Below are 18504 nucleotides of genomic sequence, written 5' to 3'. Positions count from 1 at the left end.
TGAGGTGATCCGGGGTACAAGAGGGTGACGGCTCACGCCGGGGCCTTGGTCATCGCCAGGGCGTGCAGGAAGCGCAGCAGGGTCATCAGGACGTCCCGGCTGGAGGCCCGGCGGCGGGCGTCGCACTCGACGATGGGGATCTCGTCCGGCAGGTCGAGTGCCGTACGGAGTTCGTCGATGGGGTAACGGGGCGCGTCGGGGAAGGTGTTGACGGCGACCACGAAGGGCACCCCGCGTTCCTCCAGCCGCCCTATGACGTCGAAACTGACCTCCAGTCGGCGGGTGTCGACCAGCACCACCGCGCCCAGCGCGCCGTCGAACAGGCCGTTCCACAGGAACCAGAAGCGTTCCTGGCCGGGAGTGCCGAAGAGGTACAGCACCAGTTCTTCGGTGATGCTGATGCGGCCGAAGTCCATGGCGACGGTGGTGGCCGTCTTGGTCTCCGAGCCGAAGTTGTCGTCGACGCCGATGCCGGCCTGTGTCATGGTCTCTTCGGTGGTCAGCGGCCTGATCTCGCTGACGGAGCCGACCATGGTCGTCTTGCCGACGCCGAATCCGCCCACGATCACGATCTTGACCGCTGCCGCGGCCGTGTGCGGCAGCTGGTCCTCGGTGCGTGGGCCGGGGATGGTGTCAGAGCCTTTGAAGTCCATGCATCACCGCTTCGAGGAGGGAACGGTCGGCGACGGACTGGCGCACGATCGGTGCGCGCGCCGTCACCAGGCCGGCCGCCAGCATGTCGGTGAGCAGGACCGTCATCACGCTGAACGGCAGGTTGAGATACGCCGAGAGCTCGGCCACGGACAGGGGGGTGGTGCAGAGCCGGAGCAGCGCCGACTGCTCGGGCGTGGCGGACGGCGGGGGGTCGGCGCGCGCCACGATCAACGTGACGAGGTCGAGGTCCTGGTCGCGTTCGCCGTCGCCGTCCGGCCCGGCCACCACGAAGAGCCGCTCCGGTTGTCTCGGGGTGCCGGGTGGGGCCGGCGGTGGCGACGGTTGTTCCTTGAAGCGGCGCCGCCGGCGTTGCGGAGGAGTCATACGGTCTGCCCGTTGCGCCGGGGCGGACTGGTCAGATGGGCGCCGATGCGGGCGACGAGGTCGGACATCCGGTTGCTCATCAGGCCGGGTTCGGCGAACGTGTCGGAGAGCACGGCGAGGTAGGCGTTGGCGCCCGCGGCCATCAGGTAGAAGTAGCCGCCGTTGATCTCGATGAGGACCATCTTCATCTTGCCGTCGCTGTTGGGGATCTCCTGGGCGACGGCGCTCGCCAGACTCTGCAGGCCCGCGCAGGCCGCGGCGACGCGGTCGGCGGTGTCCGGGTCGCCGCCGTAGCGGGCGATGCGCAGTCCGTCGGCGGAGAGCACCACGATCATCTCGATGCCCGGTACGCCGTCGTGCAGGTCCTTGAGCAGCCAGTCGAAGTTGGCGCGCTGCTGGATCACGTGAGGTCTCCCTCGTCATCGGCCTCGGCGCGGGCCTCGGCGCGGGCCGGTCGGGTTCGCGGTTGGAGTGTGAGCGGGTCGGGCTTGTCCTTGAGGCCGTTCCAGAACGCCTCGACCCAGGCACCGGGTGCGGGCTCGTCCTCGGCCGGTTCGGGCTCGGGCTCGGGCTTCCGCGTCGACCAGACGGTCGGCCGGCCCTCCCGTTCGGCCCGTTCGATGGCCTCCTGCTCGGCGATCCGCTGGCTGAGCGGGGTCTTGACGCGGCTGCGGCGCTGCGGCAGCCCGCCCGCGGTCCACTCGGTGACCACGGGGACGTCGTCCTCCATGGAGACGCCGACCGGGTACTTGGGGTTGGTGGGGCGCCGCTTCTTGGGCGGGCGCTGGGGGCCTTCGAGCGCGTCGTCGGGCTTGGGCGCGGAGGCGGCGCCGATGCCGTGGGCGAGTCCGGGCGCGGGGTCCTCGGTCATCATGTCGCGCGGCACGATGAGGACGGCGCGGACGCCTCCGTACGCGGAGGAGCGCAGCGAGACCTGCATGTCGTACGCCGTGCACAGCCGGCCGACGACGGCGAGGCCGAGGCGCGGGGACTCGCCGAGGTCCTGCAGGTCGGTACCCTGCTTGGCGCGTTCGAGCATGCCCTCGGCCCGGGCGCGGGCCTCCTCGCTGAGGCTGACGCCGGCGTCCTCGATCTCGATCGCGACCCCGGTCTGCACCTCGCTGGCGGTGACGTGCACCTTGGTCTGCGGCGGCGAGTAGCGGGTGGCGTTGTCGAGGAGTTCGGCGGCCGCGTGGATGACGGGTTCGACGGAGACGCCGTTGATGTTGACCTTGGCGATGGAGTCCAGGCTGATCCGGCGGTACTCCAGGATGCGGGACATGGCGCCGCGCAGCACGCTGTACAGCGGGACGGGTTCGGGCCACTGGCGGCCGGGACGGCCGCCGCCGAGCACGGAGATGGAGTCGGCGAGACGGCCGATCAGCATGGTGCCGTGGTCGATGCGCAGCAGGTCGTCGAAGACCTCGGGGTTGCGGCCGTGGTCCTCCTCCATCTCGCGGAGTTCGCTGGCCTGCTGGTGCACGATGGCCTGGACGCGCCGGGCGACGCTGACGAAGGAGCGGGCCGACGAGTCGCGCAGGGCTTCCTCGTGGTCGACGATGTCGACCATCCGCTGGACCAGGGCCGCCTGCGCCGGGGTGAGGTCGCGGTACGAGGGGTCGACGTCGCCCAGGCTGCGAATCACCTCTCTGGGTGAAACGCCGATGCGCAGCTGGTGGATGGCGGCGGGAGTGATCTCCCGGCCGAGGCGCACGATCTCGTGGTCGTGTGCGGCCACGCGCTGTTCCAGGTACGCGATGTGACGGCTGCTCTCCTCGCGCAGGGCCCGCAGACGGCGGCCGCGTCGTACCGCCTCGGCCGCCGTCGCGATCACCAGGAGGGTGGCGACGGCGCCGCACCAGCCGACGGCGGCCCTGGCGGGCTCGGTCACCGCGGCGACGGCGGCGCCGGTCGCCGCGGCCATCGCTATCGCGGGGAGCAACAACACGCGCGCGTAGGGAAGTTCACGGCGCCCGGGCGGGGACTGAACACTCACCATGTAGGCCCTCTGAAACGAATCGACGGGGAGTCGCACATATGGGGAACAAGCGCACGAATACGGTTCAACTCGGTGCGCCGCGGGCGAGCTTAGTCCGACCAGATCATCGCCGTGTCATATTCAGCAAGCACCTGAAACCGGGCACGGGACCGGAGTACTCTCGGCCCATTTACACGCTGAGCCCCCGATCGCACACGGTGCGTGACGGCGTACGGGCGTACGAAGTTGACTCACCGTGACGGGTGAAGATCCCCTTCCGGGGCGGCCGTTCAGACCCCGGCGATACGCAACGCCGCGTCCGCCGTGGCCTCCGCGAACACCGACACCGGCCGCTCGGGGTCGGAGCGGTGGACCAGGATCACGCCCTCGATCAACCCGAACAACAGGTCCGTACGGAGGTCGAGCTCGCTCTTGGCGAGCATGCCGCCGGCCGGGGTGGCGGCGAGCAACTGCCGGTAGGCGTCCTTGAGTTCGGCGCGCACGGCATGGAAGCCGGCGAACCGCTCGGCCCGCACCTCGGGCAGCAGATAGAGGCCCCCGAGGTTGTGCGGGCCGCCGCACAGCAGCTCGACGTCGGTGCGGCACAGGTCCCACAGCCGCTCCTCGGCGGGCCTCGCGTCATCGGCGAGCAGCCGGCGGGCGTACGTCAGCGAGGGCGTGACCGTGGACTCCAGCAGGTCGGCGAGGAGTTCCTCCTTGCCCGAGACGTAGTGGTACATCGAGGCCTGCCGCATGCCCGCACGCTCGGCCACCGCACGGGTGGTGGTGGCCGCGTAGCCCCGGGTGGTGAACAACTCGGCGGCGGCCGCGAGCAGTTCGTCGCGCGGCGAGAGCCCACTGTCCGGCCGCTGCGCGGCCCGGGGCCTGCCGACCCGGCGCCCACCCGTCGTTCCCATGTGTTCGATCCTCGCACACCACCTGGTACGACGACCCCCGGGGCGATCTTGGTGAGGGCTCGGTAACCGACCGGCAACGCGCGGGCAATCCCGGCGACCCGGCCGCCTCCTAATTTCTGTCGAGCGACAGAAATGACCGGAACAGCACGACCCGCAAGAGACGATCCCGGAGCCGGAGGTCCCGCGATGGCGACAGCGACCACATACGGAGCCCGCGACCACGCGCGCGCCCAGGAGGGCGCCCGTGCCGAGACCATGCCCGTCGTCCCGGCCGCCGACTGGCCGAGCCCGCCCTGCGAGGCCGGCCATCTGGTGTGGGCCGAGACGGTGGCGGGCGGCAACTACACGCACCTTGTGCTGGCCCGGGGCACCGAGCTGCGCCTGACCGACCTGCGCGGCGACGCCTGCGCCCATCTGCTGCTGTACGTCGCCGACCGCCCCTGGGAGCGGCTGAACGTGGCCGACACGGTGAAGGTGCAGTGGAACGCCTACCTCGGCGAGGGCCGGCTGCTGCTGTCCGACCAGGGCCGGGTGCTCGCGTCGGTGATCGCCGACACCTCCCACCGCCACGACGCCCTGTGCGGAACCTCCACCCTCGCCCGCAACACCGGCCGCTACGGCGACGGCACCCCGCAGTCCGACTCCCCCGCCGGCCGCGAGCTGTTCAAGCTGGCGGCCGCGAAGAACGGCCTGGAACCCCGCGATCTCCCCCCGTCCCTCTCCTTCTTCCAGGGCGTCGAGATCCGCGACGACGGCGCCCTCGACTTCACCGGCTCGACCGGTCCCGGCGGAAGCGTCACCCTGCGCGCCGAGCAGGACCTCACCGTGCTGATCGCCAACGTGCCGCACCCCGCCGACCCCCGGGAGGAGTACGTCAGCACCCCGCTGGAGGTCCTGGCCTGGCGCGCGGCACCGACCGCGCCGGGCGCCCCCCTGTGGGAGGCCACTCCCGAGGGCCGTCGCGCCTTCCTGAACACCGCCGAATTCCTCGCCGCGAGGGGGCTCGCATGACCACGAGCACGCCGACACCCGTCCACACGACCGTCGTCGCGGCCCGGGCGGCCTGGTCGTCCGTGATCCGCACCGGCCAGACGCTGACCATCACCGACCTGCACGGCAACCAGGCCGTCGACTTCCTGGCGTACGACGCCCACGACACCTCGGTCCGCTACAGCGCCCCCGACACCGTCCAGTCGCAGGGCGGCATCTTCCTGACCACGGGCAGCGTGCTCATGAGCAACGAGTACACACCGCTGATGACGGTGGTCGAGGACGAGGTGGGCCGGCACGACACGGTCGGCGGCGCCTGCTCCAAGGAGTCGAACACCCTCCGCTACGGCCACCACACCTGGTCGCAGCACGCGTGCGTGGACAACTTCCTCGCCGAGGGGGCCAAGCACGGCCTCGGCAAGCGGGACCTGGTCTCCAACATCAACTGGTACATGAACGTGCCGGTCGAGAAGGACGGCACCCTCGGCATCGTCGACGGCATCTCGGCCCCGGGCCTGAAGCTGACCCTGCGCGCCGAGCGGGACGTCCTGGTCCTCGTCTCCAACTGCCCCCAGATCAACAACCCCTGCAACGGCTTCGAGCCGACGGCGGTGGAGATGACGATCGCCGGAGCCGTCCGATGACCTTCGACACGCTGCTGGTCGCCAACCGCGGCGAGATCGCGGTCCGGATCATCCGCACCGCCCGCGAACTCGGTCTGCGCACCGTCGCCGTGTACTCCGACCCGGACCGCTCGGCACCCCACGTCCGGCTCGCCGACGAGGCGGTGCGGCTCGGCCCGGCGCCCGCGAAGGAGTCCTACCTCGACGCCGACCTGGTGCTCAGGGCGGCCAAGGACACCGGCGCGGGCGCCATCCACCCCGGCTACGGCTTCCTCTCCGAGGACGCCCTGTTCGCCCGGCGGTGCGAGGAGGCCGGGATCGTCTTCGTCGGCCCGACGCCGGAGCAGCTGGAGCTGTTCGGCGCCAAGCACACCGCCCGGGCGGCCGCCGAGGCGGCGGGCGTGCCGCTGGCACCGGGGACGGGGCTGCTGGGATCGCTGGAGGAGGCGCTGAGCGAGGCGGCCGCCATCGGCTACCCGGTCATGCTCAAGGCGACCGGCGGCGGTGGCGGAATCGGTATGTCGGCATGTCGATCGGCGGGGGAACTGACCGACGCCTGGGACCGGGTGCAGCGCGTGGCCGCCGCCTCCTTCTCCTCGGCCGGCGTATTCCTGGAGCGCCTGGTGGAGCACGCCCGCCATGTCGAGGTGCAGGTCTTCGGCGACGGCGAGGGCCGGGTGGTCACCTTCGGCGACCGCGACTGCTCCCTCCAGCGCCGCAACCAGAAGGTCCTGGAGGAGGCCCCGGCCCCCGGCCTGCCCCCACACGTCCGCGCGCACCTCACCTCCTCCGCACGCGATCTGTGCGCCTCCGTCGGCTACCGCTCCGCCGGAACCGTCGAGTTCGTGTACGACGCCGCGCGCGAGGAGGCCTCCTTCCTGGAGGTCAACACCCGCCTCCAGGTGGAACATCCGGTCACCGAGGAGATCTACGGCGTCGACCTGGTCGCCTGGATGCTGCGCCTGGCCCGCGGCGAACGCGACGTCGTGCGCGAACCCGGCCCGCCGCGCGGCCACGCCGTCGAGGCCCGCCTCTACGCCGAGGACCCCTCGCGCGAACACCGGCCCAGCGCGGGCCTGCTGACCAGGGTCGAGTTCCCTTCGGGGGTTCGCGTCGACGGCTGGGTGGAGACGGGTACCGAGGTGACGACGTCGTACGACCCGATGCTCGCCAAGGTGATCGCGTACGGCCCCGATCGCGCCCACGCGCTGCGCCGGCTGCACGAGGCGCTGGCCCGCACCCGCGTCGACGGCATCGAGACCAACCTGGGACTGGTCCGCGCGGCCCTGAAGGACGAGGGGTTCAGGGCGGCCCGGCACTCCACGGCCACGCTCGCCTCGGTGAGCGACCCGACCCCGCGCATCGAGGTCGTCGCCGCCGGCACCCTCACCACCGTCCAGGACTGGCCGGGCCGCACCGGCTACTGGCAGGTCGGCGTGCCGCCGAGCGGCCCCATGGACGACCGGTCCTTCCGGCTCGGCAACCGGGCGCTGGGCAACGAGGAGGGCGCCCCCGGCCTCGAATGCACCTTGCGGGGACCGTCGTTGCGGTTCACGCACCCGACGACCGTCTGCGTGACCGGCGCCCCGGCCCCCGTCACGGTCGACGGCGCCCCGGTCGGGCAGTGGGAGCCGGTGACCGTGCCGGCGGGCGCCGTACTGGAGGTCGCCGCACCCGAACGACACGGCCTGCGGACCTACGTCCTGTTCGCCGGCGGCCTCGACGTCCCGGCCTTCCTGGGCAGCGCGAGCACCTTCACCCTCGGCCGCTTCGGCGGCCACGGCGGCAGGGCGCTCAGGACGGGCGACGTCCTGCACGGAGGGACGGTCACCGAGGCAGCCCCGGTCACCGACCGCCCGGACTTCACGGCCGACTGGCGCATCGGCGCCGTCGAAGGCCCGCACGCGGCACCGGAGTTCTTCACCGAGGATGACATCCGCGACTTCTACGCCGCCGACTGGAAGGTCCACTTCAACTCCGCCCGCACCGGCGTCCGTCTGGTCGGCCCCAAGCCCCGCTGGGCCCGAACCGACGGCGGCGAGGCGGGCCTGCACCCGTCCAACATCCACGACACCCCGTACTCGGTCGGCGCCGTCGACTACACCGGCGACATGCCGGTGCTGCTCGGCCCGGACGGCCCGTCCCTCGGCGGGTTCGTGTGCCCGGCGACGGTGCTGAGCGGCGAGCGCTGGAAGCTCGGCCAGCTGCGGCCGGGCGACACGGTGCGCTTCGCGCCGGTGACCGTGGACGGCTCGGCCCGCCCGGAGATCGTGGACGGCGGCATCCTCGCCCGCGACGGCGACGTGACGTACCGCCGCAGCGGCGACGACAACCTGCTCGTCGAGTTCGGCCCCATGCAGCTGGACCTGGCGCTGCGCATGCGGGTGCACGCCCTGATGGAGGCGGTGGCCGCCGACGGCCCCGAGGGCATCACGGACCTCACCCCCGGCATCCGCTCCCTCCAGATCCAGACCGACCCCACGCGCCTGCCCCAGCACGAACTCCTCGCCGCCGTACGGGAGATCACGGCCACCCTCCCGCCCACCGACGAACTCGTCGTCCCCTCCCGCACCGTCCACCTCCCCCTCTCCTGGGACGACCCGGCGACCCGCGAGGCGATCGCCCGTTACATGGCGGGCGTCCGCGACGACGCCCCCTGGTGCCCCTGGAACATCGAGTTCATCCGCCGCGTCAACGGCCTGGACTCGGTGCACGACGTCCACGACACGGTCTTCGCCGCCGAATACCTCGTACTCGGCCTGGGAGACGTCTACCTGGGCGCCCCCGTGGCCACCCCGCTGGACCCCCGGCACCGCCTGGTGACCACGAAGTACAACCCGGCCCGGACCTGGACCGCCGAGAACTCCGTCGGCATCGGCGGCGCCTACCTGTGCGTCTACGGCATGGAGGGGCCCGGCGGCTACCAGTTCGTGGGCCGTACGACCCAGGTGTGGTCGGGATGGCAGCAGCGCGGCGCGTTCGAGCCCGGGTCGCCCTGGCTGCTGCGCTTCTTCGACCGGATCAAGTGGTATCCGGTGGACGCGGACGAACTCCTCGACCTGCGTGCCGACATCACGTCCGGCCGTTTCGTGCCGCGCATCGAGGAGGGCACCTTCTCGCTCGCCGAGTACCAGGCCTTCCTCGCCGACAACGCCGAATCCATACGGGAGTTCAGGGACCGGCAGCAGACGGCCTTCGCGGCGGAGCGGGACGCGTGGGAGGCGGCGGGCGAGTTCGCGCGCGCCGAAGCGGCCTCCGCACCCGCGGCCGCCCCGGCCGAGGTGACGGTCCCGGCCGGAGGCCGTCTCGTGGAGGCCGAATTCGCCGCCTCCGTCTGGCAGTTGAACGTGCGGCCCGGAGACGAGGTGACGGCCGGGCAGCCGCTGCTCGCCCTGGAGGCGATGAAGATGGAGTCCAGGGTGCACGCGCCGATGGCCGGTGTGGTGGCCGAGATCCTGGCCAGGCCCGGCGACCAGGTGGAGGCGGGGACGGCACTGCTGGTCCTGGCCCCGGCGACGAACTGAACGCTCCGGCCGACGAACCGAAGGAGGCACCGACCATGTCCGCTCTCACCCGAGTCCGCGCCGCCTACGCCCGCATCGAGGCCGTGGACCGCCCCGAGATCTGGATCGACCTGCGCCCCCGGGAGGAGGTCGAGGCGGAAGCGCGGACCATCGACGCCCGCACCGCCTCCGGCGCCCGACTCCCGCTCGCCGGACGCCTGTTCGCCGTCAAGGGCAACATCGACGTGGCCGGCCTGCCCACCACCGCGGGCTGCCCGGCGTACGCGTACCACCCGGAGACCGACGCCCCGGTCGTCGCCCGGCTCCGCGCGGCCGGCGCGATCGTGCTGGGCACGACGAACCTGGACCAGTTCGCGACCGGCCTGGTCGGCACCCGCTCCCCCTACGGCGCGGTACGCAACGCCCACGACCCGTCCCGCATCAGCGGCGGCTCCAGCTCCGGCTCGGCGGTCGCGGTGGCCCTCGGCATCGTGGATCTCGCCCTCGGCACCGACACGGCGGGCTCGGGCCGGGTCCCGGCCGCCTTCAACGGCATCGTCGGCCTCAAACCGACCCGCGGCCTGGTCCCCACGGAGGGCGTGGTCCCCGCCTGCGCCTCCCTCGACTGCGTGACGGTCTTCGCCCGCACCCTCCCGGAGGCCGAACAGGCCCTGGCATTCATGACCTCCCCACCGGCCCGCGAACTCCCCGCCCTCCCCCAGCGCACCCCGGGCCCCTGGCGCATCGCGGTCCCGGCACCCGACCGACTCGGCGAACTGGACGAGGGCTGGGCGCAGGCGTACGAGGCGGTTGTGGACCGACTGTGCTCCACGGGCGCCGACGTACGCACCCTGGACCTGACGCCCTTCACCGAGGCCGCCGCGATGCTGTACGAGGGCGCCTTCGTCGCCGAGCGCTACACAGCGGTGGGGAGATTTGTCGACAAGGCGTCAGCCGACGGCATCGAGGGCCTGGACCCCACGGTCGCCGGCATCATCACCCGCGCCCGGGACATCCCCGCCCACCAGCTCTACGCCGACCTCGACCGCCTGGCCGCCCTCCGCTCCCGCGCCCTCGCCGAACTCTCCGACGCGGACGCCCTCCTCCTTCCCACGACCCCGGGCCACCCGACCCTCACCGAAGTCGCCGCCGCCCCCCTCGCCTCCAACGCCCGCCTGGGCCGCTTCACCAACTCCACGAACCTCTTCGACCTGGCCGCGGTCGCCGTCCCGGCAGGCTCGGTGAACGGCCTCCCCTTCGGCGTGATGCTGATCGGCCCGGCCTTCACGGACGAACGCCTGGCGAGGGTCGCCGCCTCACTCCAGCCGGAAACCCGGGTGGCGGTAGTCGGCGCCCACCTGACGGGCCAGCCCCTCAACCCCCAACTCCTGTCCCTGGGCGCCCGCTTGGACCGCACCACCACGACGGCCCCGGTCTACCGCCTGCACGCCCTGCCGACGGACCCACCGAAGCCGGGTCTTGTGCATGCGGGCGAGGGCGGCGCCGAGATCGAAACGGAGGTGTGGCGCCTACCGGCAGAAGGGCTGGGCCAACTGCTGACGACACTCCCCCGCCCCATGGCGCTGGGGAGCATAGAACTCTCGGACGGAACCCGGGTTCCCGGCTTCCTCTGCGAACCAGGCGCATTGGCCGACGCCGAGGACATCACGTCCTACGGAAGCTGGCGCTCCTATCTGAACAGACGGTGACGGCAACGCCCTTGGGGGCGCGGGGCTGTGTTGAATCTGCGGCCGCCGCGTGGGCGCGACCAGCCACAATGAACCCCGCACCCGCCAACGAACCGTCACCCCACCGACGAGTAGGCCACAACCCCCCGCAGCAACAGATCAACAGCCTTACGCGCATTCTTCGCGACCGTGGCCCCCTCGCCACCGGAGACAGGGGCCGCGGCCGAGATCTGCCCCAGCACGTCGATCACCTGCTTGCACCACCGCACGAAGTCGCCCGCCGGCATCTCCGCCTCCCGCAGCACCTCGTCCAGCCCCTTCCCGGAGGCCCACATGTACGCGGCCCAGGCGAAGCCGAGGTCCGGCTCGCGCTGCCCGACCCCCTCGGTCTGCGTGATCCGGAAGTCCTCCTCGAGCGCGTCCAGCCGCCCCCAGATCCGCACCATCTCGCCGAGCGCGGCCTTGGCCTTGCCCGACGGCAGCTTCGGCGCCATCGCGTCGTCCCCGACCCGCGCCTCGTACACCAGCGCCGAGACACAGGCCGCGAGCTCCTCGGGACCGAGTCCTTCCCAGACGCCCTCCCGCAGGCACTCACTGGCCAGCAGATCGAGCTCGCCGTACAGCCGTGCCAGCCGCTTGCCGTGCTCGGTGACCTCGTCGCCGCGCAGGTAGTCCAGCTCGGTCAGCAGCGCCACGATGCGGTCGAAGGTCCGCGCGATCGTGTTCGTGCGGCCTTCGATGCGCCGCTCCAGCTGCGAGGTGTCCCGCAGCAGCCGGTGGTACCGCTCGGCCCATCGCGCGTGGTCCTCGCGCTCGCTGCACCCATGGCAGGAATGCGCCCTGATGGCGGTGCGCAGGCGCGCGATCTCCCGGTCGTCGGCGGCCTGCGAGCGCTTCTTGCGCGCGCGCTCCGGCGGGATGTGCCCGGCCTTGGTGCGCAGCGCGGAGGCGAGGTCCCGACGTGACTGGGGCGAGCGCGGGTTGAAGGACTTGGGGATCCGCATCCGCTCCAGCGCCTCGACGGGCACCGGGAAGTCCATCGACGCCAGTCGCTTGACCTGCCGCTCGGCGGTCAGCACCAGCGGTCGCGGCCCGTCGTGGTGTTCGAAGCCGCGGTGCCCGTTGGACCGTCCGGCCGGCAGTCCGGGGTCCAGTACCAGGGCCAGACCGGCGTACTTGCCGGTCGGCACGTGGATGACGTCGCCCGGCTTGAGCTTCTCCAGCGCCACCGCGGCCTCCGCGCGCCGATCCGCCGCTCCCTGCCGGGCCAACTCGGTCTCGCGGTCCTTCAGTTCGCGCCGCAGGCGGGCGTACTCCTCGAAGTCGCCGAGGTGGCAGGTCATGGAGGCCTTGTAGCCATCCAGGCCCTCCTCGTTGCGCTGCACCTGACGGGAGATCCCGACGACCGACTTGTCGGCCTGGAACTGCGCGAACGACGTCTCCAGCAGCTCGCGGGAGCGGTGCCGCCCGAACTGCTCCACCAGGTTGACGGCCATGTTGTACGACGGCTTGAAGCTGGAGCGCAGCGGATAGGTGCGCGTGCCCGCGAGGCCCGCCAGGTGCTCGGGGCTCATCCCGCGCTGCCACAGCACGACGGCGTGGCCCTCGACGTCGATGCCCCGCCGGCCGGCCCGGCCCGTCAACTGGGTGTACTCGCCGGGCGTGATGTCGGCGTGCTGCTCGCCGTTCCACTTGACGAGCTTCTCCAGCACCACCGAGCGCGCGGGCATGTTGATGCCGAGCGCGAGCGTCTCCGTGGCGAACACGGCCTTCACCAGGCCGCGGACGAACAGTTCCTCGACGACCTCCTTGAACGTCGGCAGCATGCCCGCGTGATGGGCCGCTATGCCCCGCTCCAGGCCCTCCAGCCACTCGTAGTACCCGAGGACGTGCAGATCCTCGGTCGGGATGGACGCGGTGCGCTCCTCGACGAGCGCACGCACCTTCTCCCGCGCCTCGTCGTCGTTGAGCCGGAGGCCGGCGTACAGGCACTGCTGTACGGCCGCCTCGCAGGCCGCGCGGCTGAAGATGAAGGTGATGGCAGGCAGCAGGCCCTCGGCGTCGAGCCGCTCGATGACCTCGGGACGCCCCGGCGTCCACACCCGCGAGCGCTGGCGGCGCTCCCGCTCCCGGTCCGCCTCGCGCATGGCGCGGCCACGCCTGCGGTCCTGGTACGACGGCCGGCTCGCCTCCATGCGGGCCAGACGCGTGAGGTCGGGGTTGACGGCCTTCTTGCTGCCCTCGCCCTCCTCGAAGAGGTCGTACATCCGGCGGCCGGCCAGCACGTGCTGGAACAGCGGCACGGGCCGGTGCTCGGAGACGATCACCTCGGTGTCGCCGCGGACGGTGTCCAGCCAGTCGCCGAACTCCTCGGCGTTGGAGACGGTCGCGGAGAGCGAGACCAGGGTCACCGACTCGGGGAGGTGGATGATCACCTCTTCCCACACCGCTCCGCGGAAGCGGTCGGAGAGGTAGTGCACCTCGTCCATGACCACGTGGCCGAGGCCGAGGAGGGTCTGGGAGCCGGCGTACAGCATGTTCCTGAGGACCTCGGTGGTCATCACGACCACCGGCGCCTCGGAGTTGACGCTGTTGTCGCCGGTGAGCAGGCCGACCTTGTCCGCTCCGTAGCGGCGGCACAGGTCGGCGTACTTCTGGTTCGACAGCGCCTTGATGGGTGTCGTGTAGAAGCACTTCTTGCCCTGCTGGAGGGCGAGGTGGACGGCGAACTCGCCCACGATCGTCTTGCCGGAGCCGGTGGGCGCGGCGACCAGCACGCCCTTGCCCGCTTCGAGTGCCTGGCAGGCCTCGATCTGGAAGGGGTCCAGGCCGAAGTCGTACATCTCGCGGAAGGAGGCGAGCGCGGTGGCCTGCTCGGCAGCGCGCCTACGGGCAGCCGCGTACCGCTCGGCCGGTGAGAGGTCCTCTGTCATCGTGCTTTCGAGCGTACCGGGCCCCACTGACAACAGGACGATCATTATCCGGAACCTTGGCCGTCAAACACCGAGAGGTGCCCTCGTCCCGGTGGACGGTGGGCACCTCTCGGACCGCGCTCGACGAGCGGGCGCTCAGGTCACGTCGTCGTAGCCATTGACCCGGTCCGTGGTGGCCTGCTCGGGCAGTGCCCGGCTGGCCGAGACGGTCTCGACCTCGCCGATGTCCTCGGGGGTGAGGTCCAGGTCGGAGGCCTCGTCGTCGGCGGGGCCCATCTCCTCACGACGGCGCTTGCGCTTGTCGTTGAAGATCGAGAACACGACCGCGCCGAAGTACAGCACCCAGATCGGTCCGGCCAGGGCCAGCATCGACAGTGGGTCCGTGCTGGGCGTCGCGACCGCCGCGAAGACCGTGATGCCCAGGATCATCGCCCGCCACCAGCCGAGCATCCGCTGGCCGCTGAGCACCCCGGTGAGGTTGAGCATGATCAGCAGCAGGGGAAGCTCGAAGGAGAGCCCGAAGACGATCACCATGCGGGTGACGAGCTGGAGCAGGTCGTCGAGCGGGAGCAGGTTGCTCACGCCGTGCGGGGTGAAGTCGATGAGCACCTTCGCCGTGGTCGGCAGGACCTTGTACGCGAAGAAGGCGCCGCCGAAGAACAGCGGGACGCCGGTGCCGACGAACGCGTAGGCGTACTTCTTCTCGTGCCGGTGCAGTCCGGGCGCGACGAAGGCCCACAGCTGGTACAGCCAGATCGGCGAGGCGAACACCACGCCGGCCATGAGGGACACCTGCAGGGCCAGCGTGAAGGGCGCCAGCAGACCGTTGATCGTGATCTGGGCGCACGGGTGAGAGCTGGACTTGGACTTGGCCAGCTGCTCGAAGGTCTCCCCGCACCCGACCGAGTCGAGGACCGGCTTGGTGAGGAAGTTGATGATGTCGTTGTAGAAGAAGGCGGCGACGATCGTGATCACGACGATGGCCAGCATCGCCTTCGCGAGCCGGTTGCGCAGCTCACGAAGGTGGTCCGCAAGGGGCATCCGCCCCTCGGGATCCTTCTCCTGTTTGCGGGCAGACTTGGGCAACCCACGTCCTCATCTCGTGCGGCAGGCCGGAGGTGTCCGGCCCTGCATCAGGCCTTGGTGGAGTCCGTCGGCTCGGTGACCGGGCGCGAGCTGGTCACGTCGCCAGGGGCGGCCTGGATGGTGCGCTGAGCGGGGGGCTGCTCGCCGGTGTTCGGCGGGCCGGCCGGGGTGGCCGGGGTGTTGCCCTCCTCCTTCATCGCCTTCGCCTCGCTCTTGAGGATGCGGGCGGACTTGCCGAGCGAGCGCGCCATGTCGGGAAGCTTCTTCGCGCCGAACAGCAGGACGATGACGACGAGGATGAGAATGATCTCGGGGGCGCCGAGCCTTCCGAACATAAGTCTTTACCTTCTCACCGAGGCGGCTGGGGTGGGGTGCTGTCCGACCGGTCGGACACATGTCCGATCGATCGTGTTGACAGCGATCGTAACGCTCAGGGGTAAACGTGAGGCAATCCCCGTGCGTACTCCCGGTCCGCGGTCCGGGCCTCGTTCTCCGGGCCGCGACCAGCAGCGTACCCGTCACTGTGGCTCCGGTGACAGGTCGAAGTGACCCAAACCGCCTGCGGCGCAGGACTCACATGGCTCGCGCAGCGGGACTCACAGGGAGTCCACGGCCCGCGCGGTGCTCACCGCGGCCCGCTCCAGGTCCTCGGCGGCCCGGTTGATCCGCCGCGCCGAGTCGCTGACCTGCCTGCCCAGACGCTGTGCCTCCACGAAGACCCGGACGGCGAACACCCCCAGGACGGCGAGACCCAGAAAACCCATGGCTACCGCGAACATCGGCCAGAACATGACGCCGAGACTAGACCTCTCTACGGCGTGTGCAGCCGCAGGGTCCTGACCCCGCCGCCGGTGAGCAGTTCCACGATCCGCTCCCCGGCCGGCTTGCGGACCGCGGCTCCGCAGTCCGGGCAGGTGAAGGAGTAGAACGTGGAGCGGCTGCTGGCGCCGATGGCCAGTCTGAGGGCGTTGGCGGTGAGCTCGAAGCTGCCCCGGCAGTCCGGGCAGCCCGCCTTGAACACCACCGGGGCCACACTTCTCATCCCGGCGAAGGCGGCCGCCACCGACATGCCCCGCACATCCGACACCGACGACTCGCTCACAGCCCTTGCTCCCTCTTCCCTGGTCGTTCGCGTCCGGAGCGCCTCGGCCGGAGCCGAGGGGCGACCGTGCCCAGCCCCGCGGGCGCTCGCCCCCGGGCACCGGCGTCCTCCGGCTCACTCCCGACGGTCGTGAACCGAGTGCTCCTGATCCGTGCCCCGCGCCTCGACCCCGTCGTACGCCGCGAGCGCCTCACGGGCCGCCCGGCGGGCGCTGGCGGCGAGGTCGGGCGGGGAGACGATCCGGCCGTCACGGCCCAGCCGCAGCGCCAGCCGCCGCAGCGACGCGGGGTCGGGGGTGCGCAGGGTAATACGCAGCCCGCCGTCGGCAAGCTCATCGGCGCTGTCGTGCGGGTAGTACTCGGCGACCCAGCGGCCGCCCGGGCCGACCTCGACGACGACCTCCGGGTCCTCGGCGGCCGGCTGGACCAGCCCCTCGGACAGGTCCCTGAGCTCTATCTCGGGCGGCGCGGACGGCTCGTCCAGGATCTTGATCTCGGCGACCCGGTCGAGCCGGAAGGTGCGGCGCGCCTCGGAGCGCCGGCACCAGGCCTCCACATAGGTGTGCCCGACGCTGACCAGGCGGATGGGGTCGATCTCCCGCTCGGTGACCTCGTCACGGGCCGGCGAGTAGTAACGGATCCACAGCCGCCGCCGCTCGGCAATCGCCCGGTCGACGTCCGCGAAGACCCCGCCCTCCGCCTCGAAGGTCACCGAGAGGCGGGCGCTGGCGCCGGCCGCCTCACCCGCCGCGGCCTCCACCTTGGCGGTGGCCCGCAGCAGCGCCTGCCGGTCCCCCTCACGCAGACCCGGCAGCGTGGACACCGCGCGGGCGGCCACGAGCAGCGCGGTCGCCTCGTCGGCGGCCAGACGCAGCGGCTCCGCGGTCTCCTCCCCGAGGGCGGCCGGGTTGTGCCACCAGATGCGCTCGCCGTCGGTGTCGATGTCGAGGAGATCGCCGCCGCGGAAGCTGGTGCCGCACATGGGCAGCACGTCGAGGTCGGAGACCAGCTCGTCCTCGGTGATGCCGAAGGCGCGCGCCACGTCCTCGACCCTGGCCCCGGGGCGCTCCTTCAGATACGTCACCAGGGAGAGCATCCGCCGGGTCTGGTCGATGGCGTTGACGGGCCTGACCGGTTTGCCTGCCACTGTCCTGCTCCGCTCCCCCTCAGCCCTTGGCCACGGCCCGCAGCCGGTCCACGACGTCCGCCCGCAACTCGGCCGGCTCCAGGACCACCACGTCCGGACCGAACTCCACCAGCCAGGCGTCCAGCCCGTGCCCGTACGGAATCTCCAACTCGTCCCACCCGTCGCCGAGTTCCCGCACCGAGGTGGCCTTCGCCCGAAGGGGGTACCCGGCGTCCGCGCGCAGCCGGATCAGCGCGGAGCGGTCGGCGGTCTCCCCCGCCCAGCTCGCGACCGTCTCGCGGACGGTGACGACATCGGGGATCTCGGCGGTGAACCGCCCGCTGCGGCTGCGGACCTTGCCGGTGATCCGCGACAGGCGGAAGACCCGCTCGGCACCCCGGTCGCGGTCGAAACCGGCCAGATACCAGTGGCCGCGCCAGCACTCCAGCGCCCAGGGCTCCACGTGCCGGGGCTCGGGGTGGGCGGCGTTCGCCTTGCGGTAGTCGAAGACGACCGGCCGGCGGTCGCGGCAGGCCAGCATCAACGGCTCGAACGCGGCCTCGTGGACAGGGATGCGCGGCTCCAGGGCGCCGTGGGCCTCGTACGGGTCGACGTCCTCGGGCAGTCCCGCCGCGCGCAGCTTCTGCAGGGCTCCGCTGGCCGCGCCGGCGAGCCGCGCCTGCTGCCACACCTTGGCGGCGAGACCGAGGGCAGCCGCCTCCTCGGCGTCCAGCGTGATGGGCGGCAGACGGTTGCTGTCGCGGCGGGCGAGGTAGCCGGTCTCGCCGTCGAGGTTCTCCACCGTCTCGATGACCAGGCCGAGTTCACGCAGGTCGTCCTTGTCCCGCTCGAACATGCGGCTGAAGGCGTCCTCCGAATTGGCCTCCAGATAGGCCTCGATGGACTCGCGCAGCTCACGCTTGCTCAGCGGCCGCCGCGTCCCGAGCAGGCACAGCGCCAGGTTCATCAGCCGCTCGGCCTTGGCAATGGCCATCGACGCCCTTCGCCTCCCTATGGTCCTTTACGACGATGACCGTACCGCCCCGAAGTGGCGTGGCAAAAGCCGAGGGCCCATGCCCGAGCAGGCATGGGCCCCAGGTGATCGGGTCCGGTCGGATCCGACGGTCAGACGGCGACCAGGTCCACCACGAAGATCAGGGTCTCGCCCGGCTTGATCGCCGGGGTCGGGCTCTGGTTGCCGTAGGCGAGGTGCGCCGGGATGGTCAGCTGACGGCGGCCGCCGACCTTCATGCCCTGCACGCCCAGGTCCCAGCCCTTGATGACCCGGCCGCCGCCCAGCGGGAAGCGGAAGGGGGTGCCGCGGTTCCAGCTCGCGTCGAACTCCTCGCCGGTGCTGAAGGCGACGCCCACGTAGTGGACGGTGACGGTCTGGCCCGCCTGCGCCACCGCGCCGTCGCCCTCCCAGATGTCCTTGATCTCGAGGTCCGCCGGGGGCTCGCCGCCCGGGAAGTCGATCTCGGGCTTCTCGATGCTCACGTCTCTAGCTCCTGCTTGTCTGCG

General features: G+C 71.5%; 17 protein-coding genes. 4 read left to right on the top strand and 13 right to left on the bottom strand.

What is annotated here, in order from left to right; all coding sequences use genetic code 11:
* Positions 1–32: 32 nt before the first annotated feature.
* The 5 genes from MKW14_RS20625 to MKW14_RS20605 form a co-directional block, all read right to left on the bottom strand.
* A complete protein-coding gene (locus MKW14_RS20625; RefSeq protein WP_240864338.1) occupies positions 33–653 on the bottom strand; it encodes a GTP-binding protein in 621 nt (206 codons plus the stop codon).
* Complete coding sequence (locus MKW14_RS20620) at positions 634–1038, bottom strand: DUF742 domain-containing protein (RefSeq protein ID WP_240864335.1); 405 nt, start codon at positions 1036–1038, stop codon at positions 634–636. The genes MKW14_RS20625 and MKW14_RS20620 overlap by 20 nt, the downstream gene beginning before the upstream one ends.
* Positions 1035–1442, bottom strand: coding sequence for a roadblock/LC7 domain-containing protein (locus tag MKW14_RS20615; RefSeq protein WP_133045006.1), 408 nt, complete (start codon positions 1440–1442; stop codon positions 1035–1037). The genes MKW14_RS20620 and MKW14_RS20615 overlap by 4 nt, the downstream gene beginning before the upstream one ends.
* Positions 1439–3037: a sensor histidine kinase gene (locus MKW14_RS20610; RefSeq protein WP_240864333.1), complete on the bottom strand. Its 1599-nt coding sequence runs from the start codon at positions 3035–3037 to the stop codon at positions 1439–1441. The genes MKW14_RS20615 and MKW14_RS20610 overlap by 4 nt, the downstream gene beginning before the upstream one ends.
* Before the next feature lie 269 nt (positions 3038–3306).
* Complete coding sequence (locus tag MKW14_RS20605) at positions 3307–3933, bottom strand: TetR/AcrR family transcriptional regulator (RefSeq protein WP_240864331.1); 627 nt, start codon at positions 3931–3933, stop codon at positions 3307–3309.
* A gap of 186 nt (positions 3934–4119) precedes the next feature.
* Here MKW14_RS20605 and MKW14_RS20600 point away from each other — a divergent pair, with 186 nt between their 5' ends.
* Genes MKW14_RS20600 through atzF form a run of 4 tightly spaced genes read left to right on the top strand, consistent with a single transcriptional unit; the run spans position 4120 to position 10758 of the window.
* On the top strand, positions 4120–4944 hold the full coding sequence (locus MKW14_RS20600; RefSeq protein WP_240864329.1) for an urea amidolyase associated protein UAAP1: 825 nt from the start codon (positions 4120–4122) through the stop codon (positions 4942–4944).
* Complete coding sequence (locus MKW14_RS20595; RefSeq protein ID WP_240864327.1) at positions 4941–5567, top strand: urea amidolyase associated protein UAAP2; 627 nt, start codon at positions 4941–4943, stop codon at positions 5565–5567. The genes MKW14_RS20600 and MKW14_RS20595 overlap by 4 nt, the downstream gene beginning before the upstream one ends.
* The gene (locus MKW14_RS20590; RefSeq protein ID WP_240864325.1) at positions 5564–9070 is read left to right on the top strand and encodes a 5-oxoprolinase/urea amidolyase family protein; all 3507 of its coding nucleotides are present in this window, start codon (positions 5564–5566) and stop codon (positions 9068–9070) included. The genes MKW14_RS20595 and MKW14_RS20590 overlap by 4 nt, the downstream gene beginning before the upstream one ends.
* A gap of 35 nt (positions 9071–9105) precedes the next feature.
* Positions 9106–10758 carry an allophanate hydrolase gene (atzF, locus tag MKW14_RS20585; RefSeq protein WP_240864324.1) on the top strand — a complete coding sequence of 551 codons (1653 nt, stop codon included), beginning with the start codon at positions 9106–9108 and terminating at the stop codon, positions 10756–10758.
* Positions 10759–10853: 95 nt separating this feature from the next.
* On the opposite strand, the gene MKW14_RS20580 is transcribed toward atzF, so the two are convergent.
* The 8 genes from MKW14_RS20580 to MKW14_RS20545 all read right to left on the bottom strand — a co-directional run bounded on the left by MKW14_RS20580 (position 10854) and on the right by MKW14_RS20545 (position 18480).
* Positions 10854–13715, bottom strand: coding sequence for a DEAD/DEAH box helicase (locus MKW14_RS20580; RefSeq protein WP_240864323.1), 2862 nt, complete (start codon positions 13713–13715; stop codon positions 10854–10856).
* 90 nt (positions 13716–13805) lie between these two features.
* Complete coding sequence (tatC, locus tag MKW14_RS20575; protein ID WP_240864321.1) at positions 13806–14756, bottom strand: twin-arginine translocase subunit TatC; 951 nt, start codon at positions 14754–14756, stop codon at positions 13806–13808.
* Between the two features lie 47 nt (positions 14757–14803).
* Positions 14804–15091 carry a Sec-independent protein translocase subunit TatA gene (tatA, locus tag MKW14_RS20570; RefSeq protein ID WP_240864319.1) on the bottom strand — a complete coding sequence of 96 codons (288 nt, stop codon included), beginning with the start codon at positions 15089–15091 and terminating at the stop codon, positions 14804–14806.
* Between the two features lie 261 nt (positions 15092–15352).
* Positions 15353–15547, bottom strand: a complete 195-nt coding sequence (locus tag MKW14_RS20565; RefSeq protein WP_208781302.1) for a hypothetical protein — start codon at positions 15545–15547, stop codon at positions 15353–15355.
* Positions 15548–15567: 20 nt separating this feature from the next.
* Positions 15568–15858, bottom strand: coding sequence for a CpXC domain-containing protein (locus tag MKW14_RS20560; RefSeq protein WP_240864318.1), 291 nt, complete (start codon positions 15856–15858; stop codon positions 15568–15570).
* A 114-nt stretch (positions 15859–15972) separates the two neighbouring features.
* Positions 15973–17004, bottom strand: coding sequence for a helix-turn-helix transcriptional regulator (locus tag MKW14_RS20555; RefSeq protein ID WP_240864316.1), 1032 nt, complete (start codon positions 17002–17004; stop codon positions 15973–15975).
* 19 nt (positions 17005–17023) lie between these two features.
* Positions 17024–17977 (bottom strand): helix-turn-helix transcriptional regulator, encoded by a 954-nt coding sequence (locus MKW14_RS20550; RefSeq protein ID WP_208781305.1) that lies wholly within the window; start codon positions 17975–17977, stop codon positions 17024–17026.
* Between the two features lie 131 nt (positions 17978–18108).
* Positions 18109–18480: an FKBP-type peptidyl-prolyl cis-trans isomerase gene (locus MKW14_RS20545; protein ID WP_030945962.1), complete on the bottom strand. Its 372-nt coding sequence runs from the start codon at positions 18478–18480 to the stop codon at positions 18109–18111.
* Positions 18481–18504 lie beyond the last annotated feature (24 nt).

It is taken from the genome of Streptomyces gilvus (assembly GCF_022513565.1).
Classification (GTDB): Bacteria; Actinomycetota; Actinomycetes; order Streptomycetales; family Streptomycetaceae; genus Streptomyces; species Streptomyces gilvus.
The sequence above is the reverse complement of the archived record's forward strand: the minus strand, read 5'-3'. Positions and strand labels throughout refer to the sequence as shown.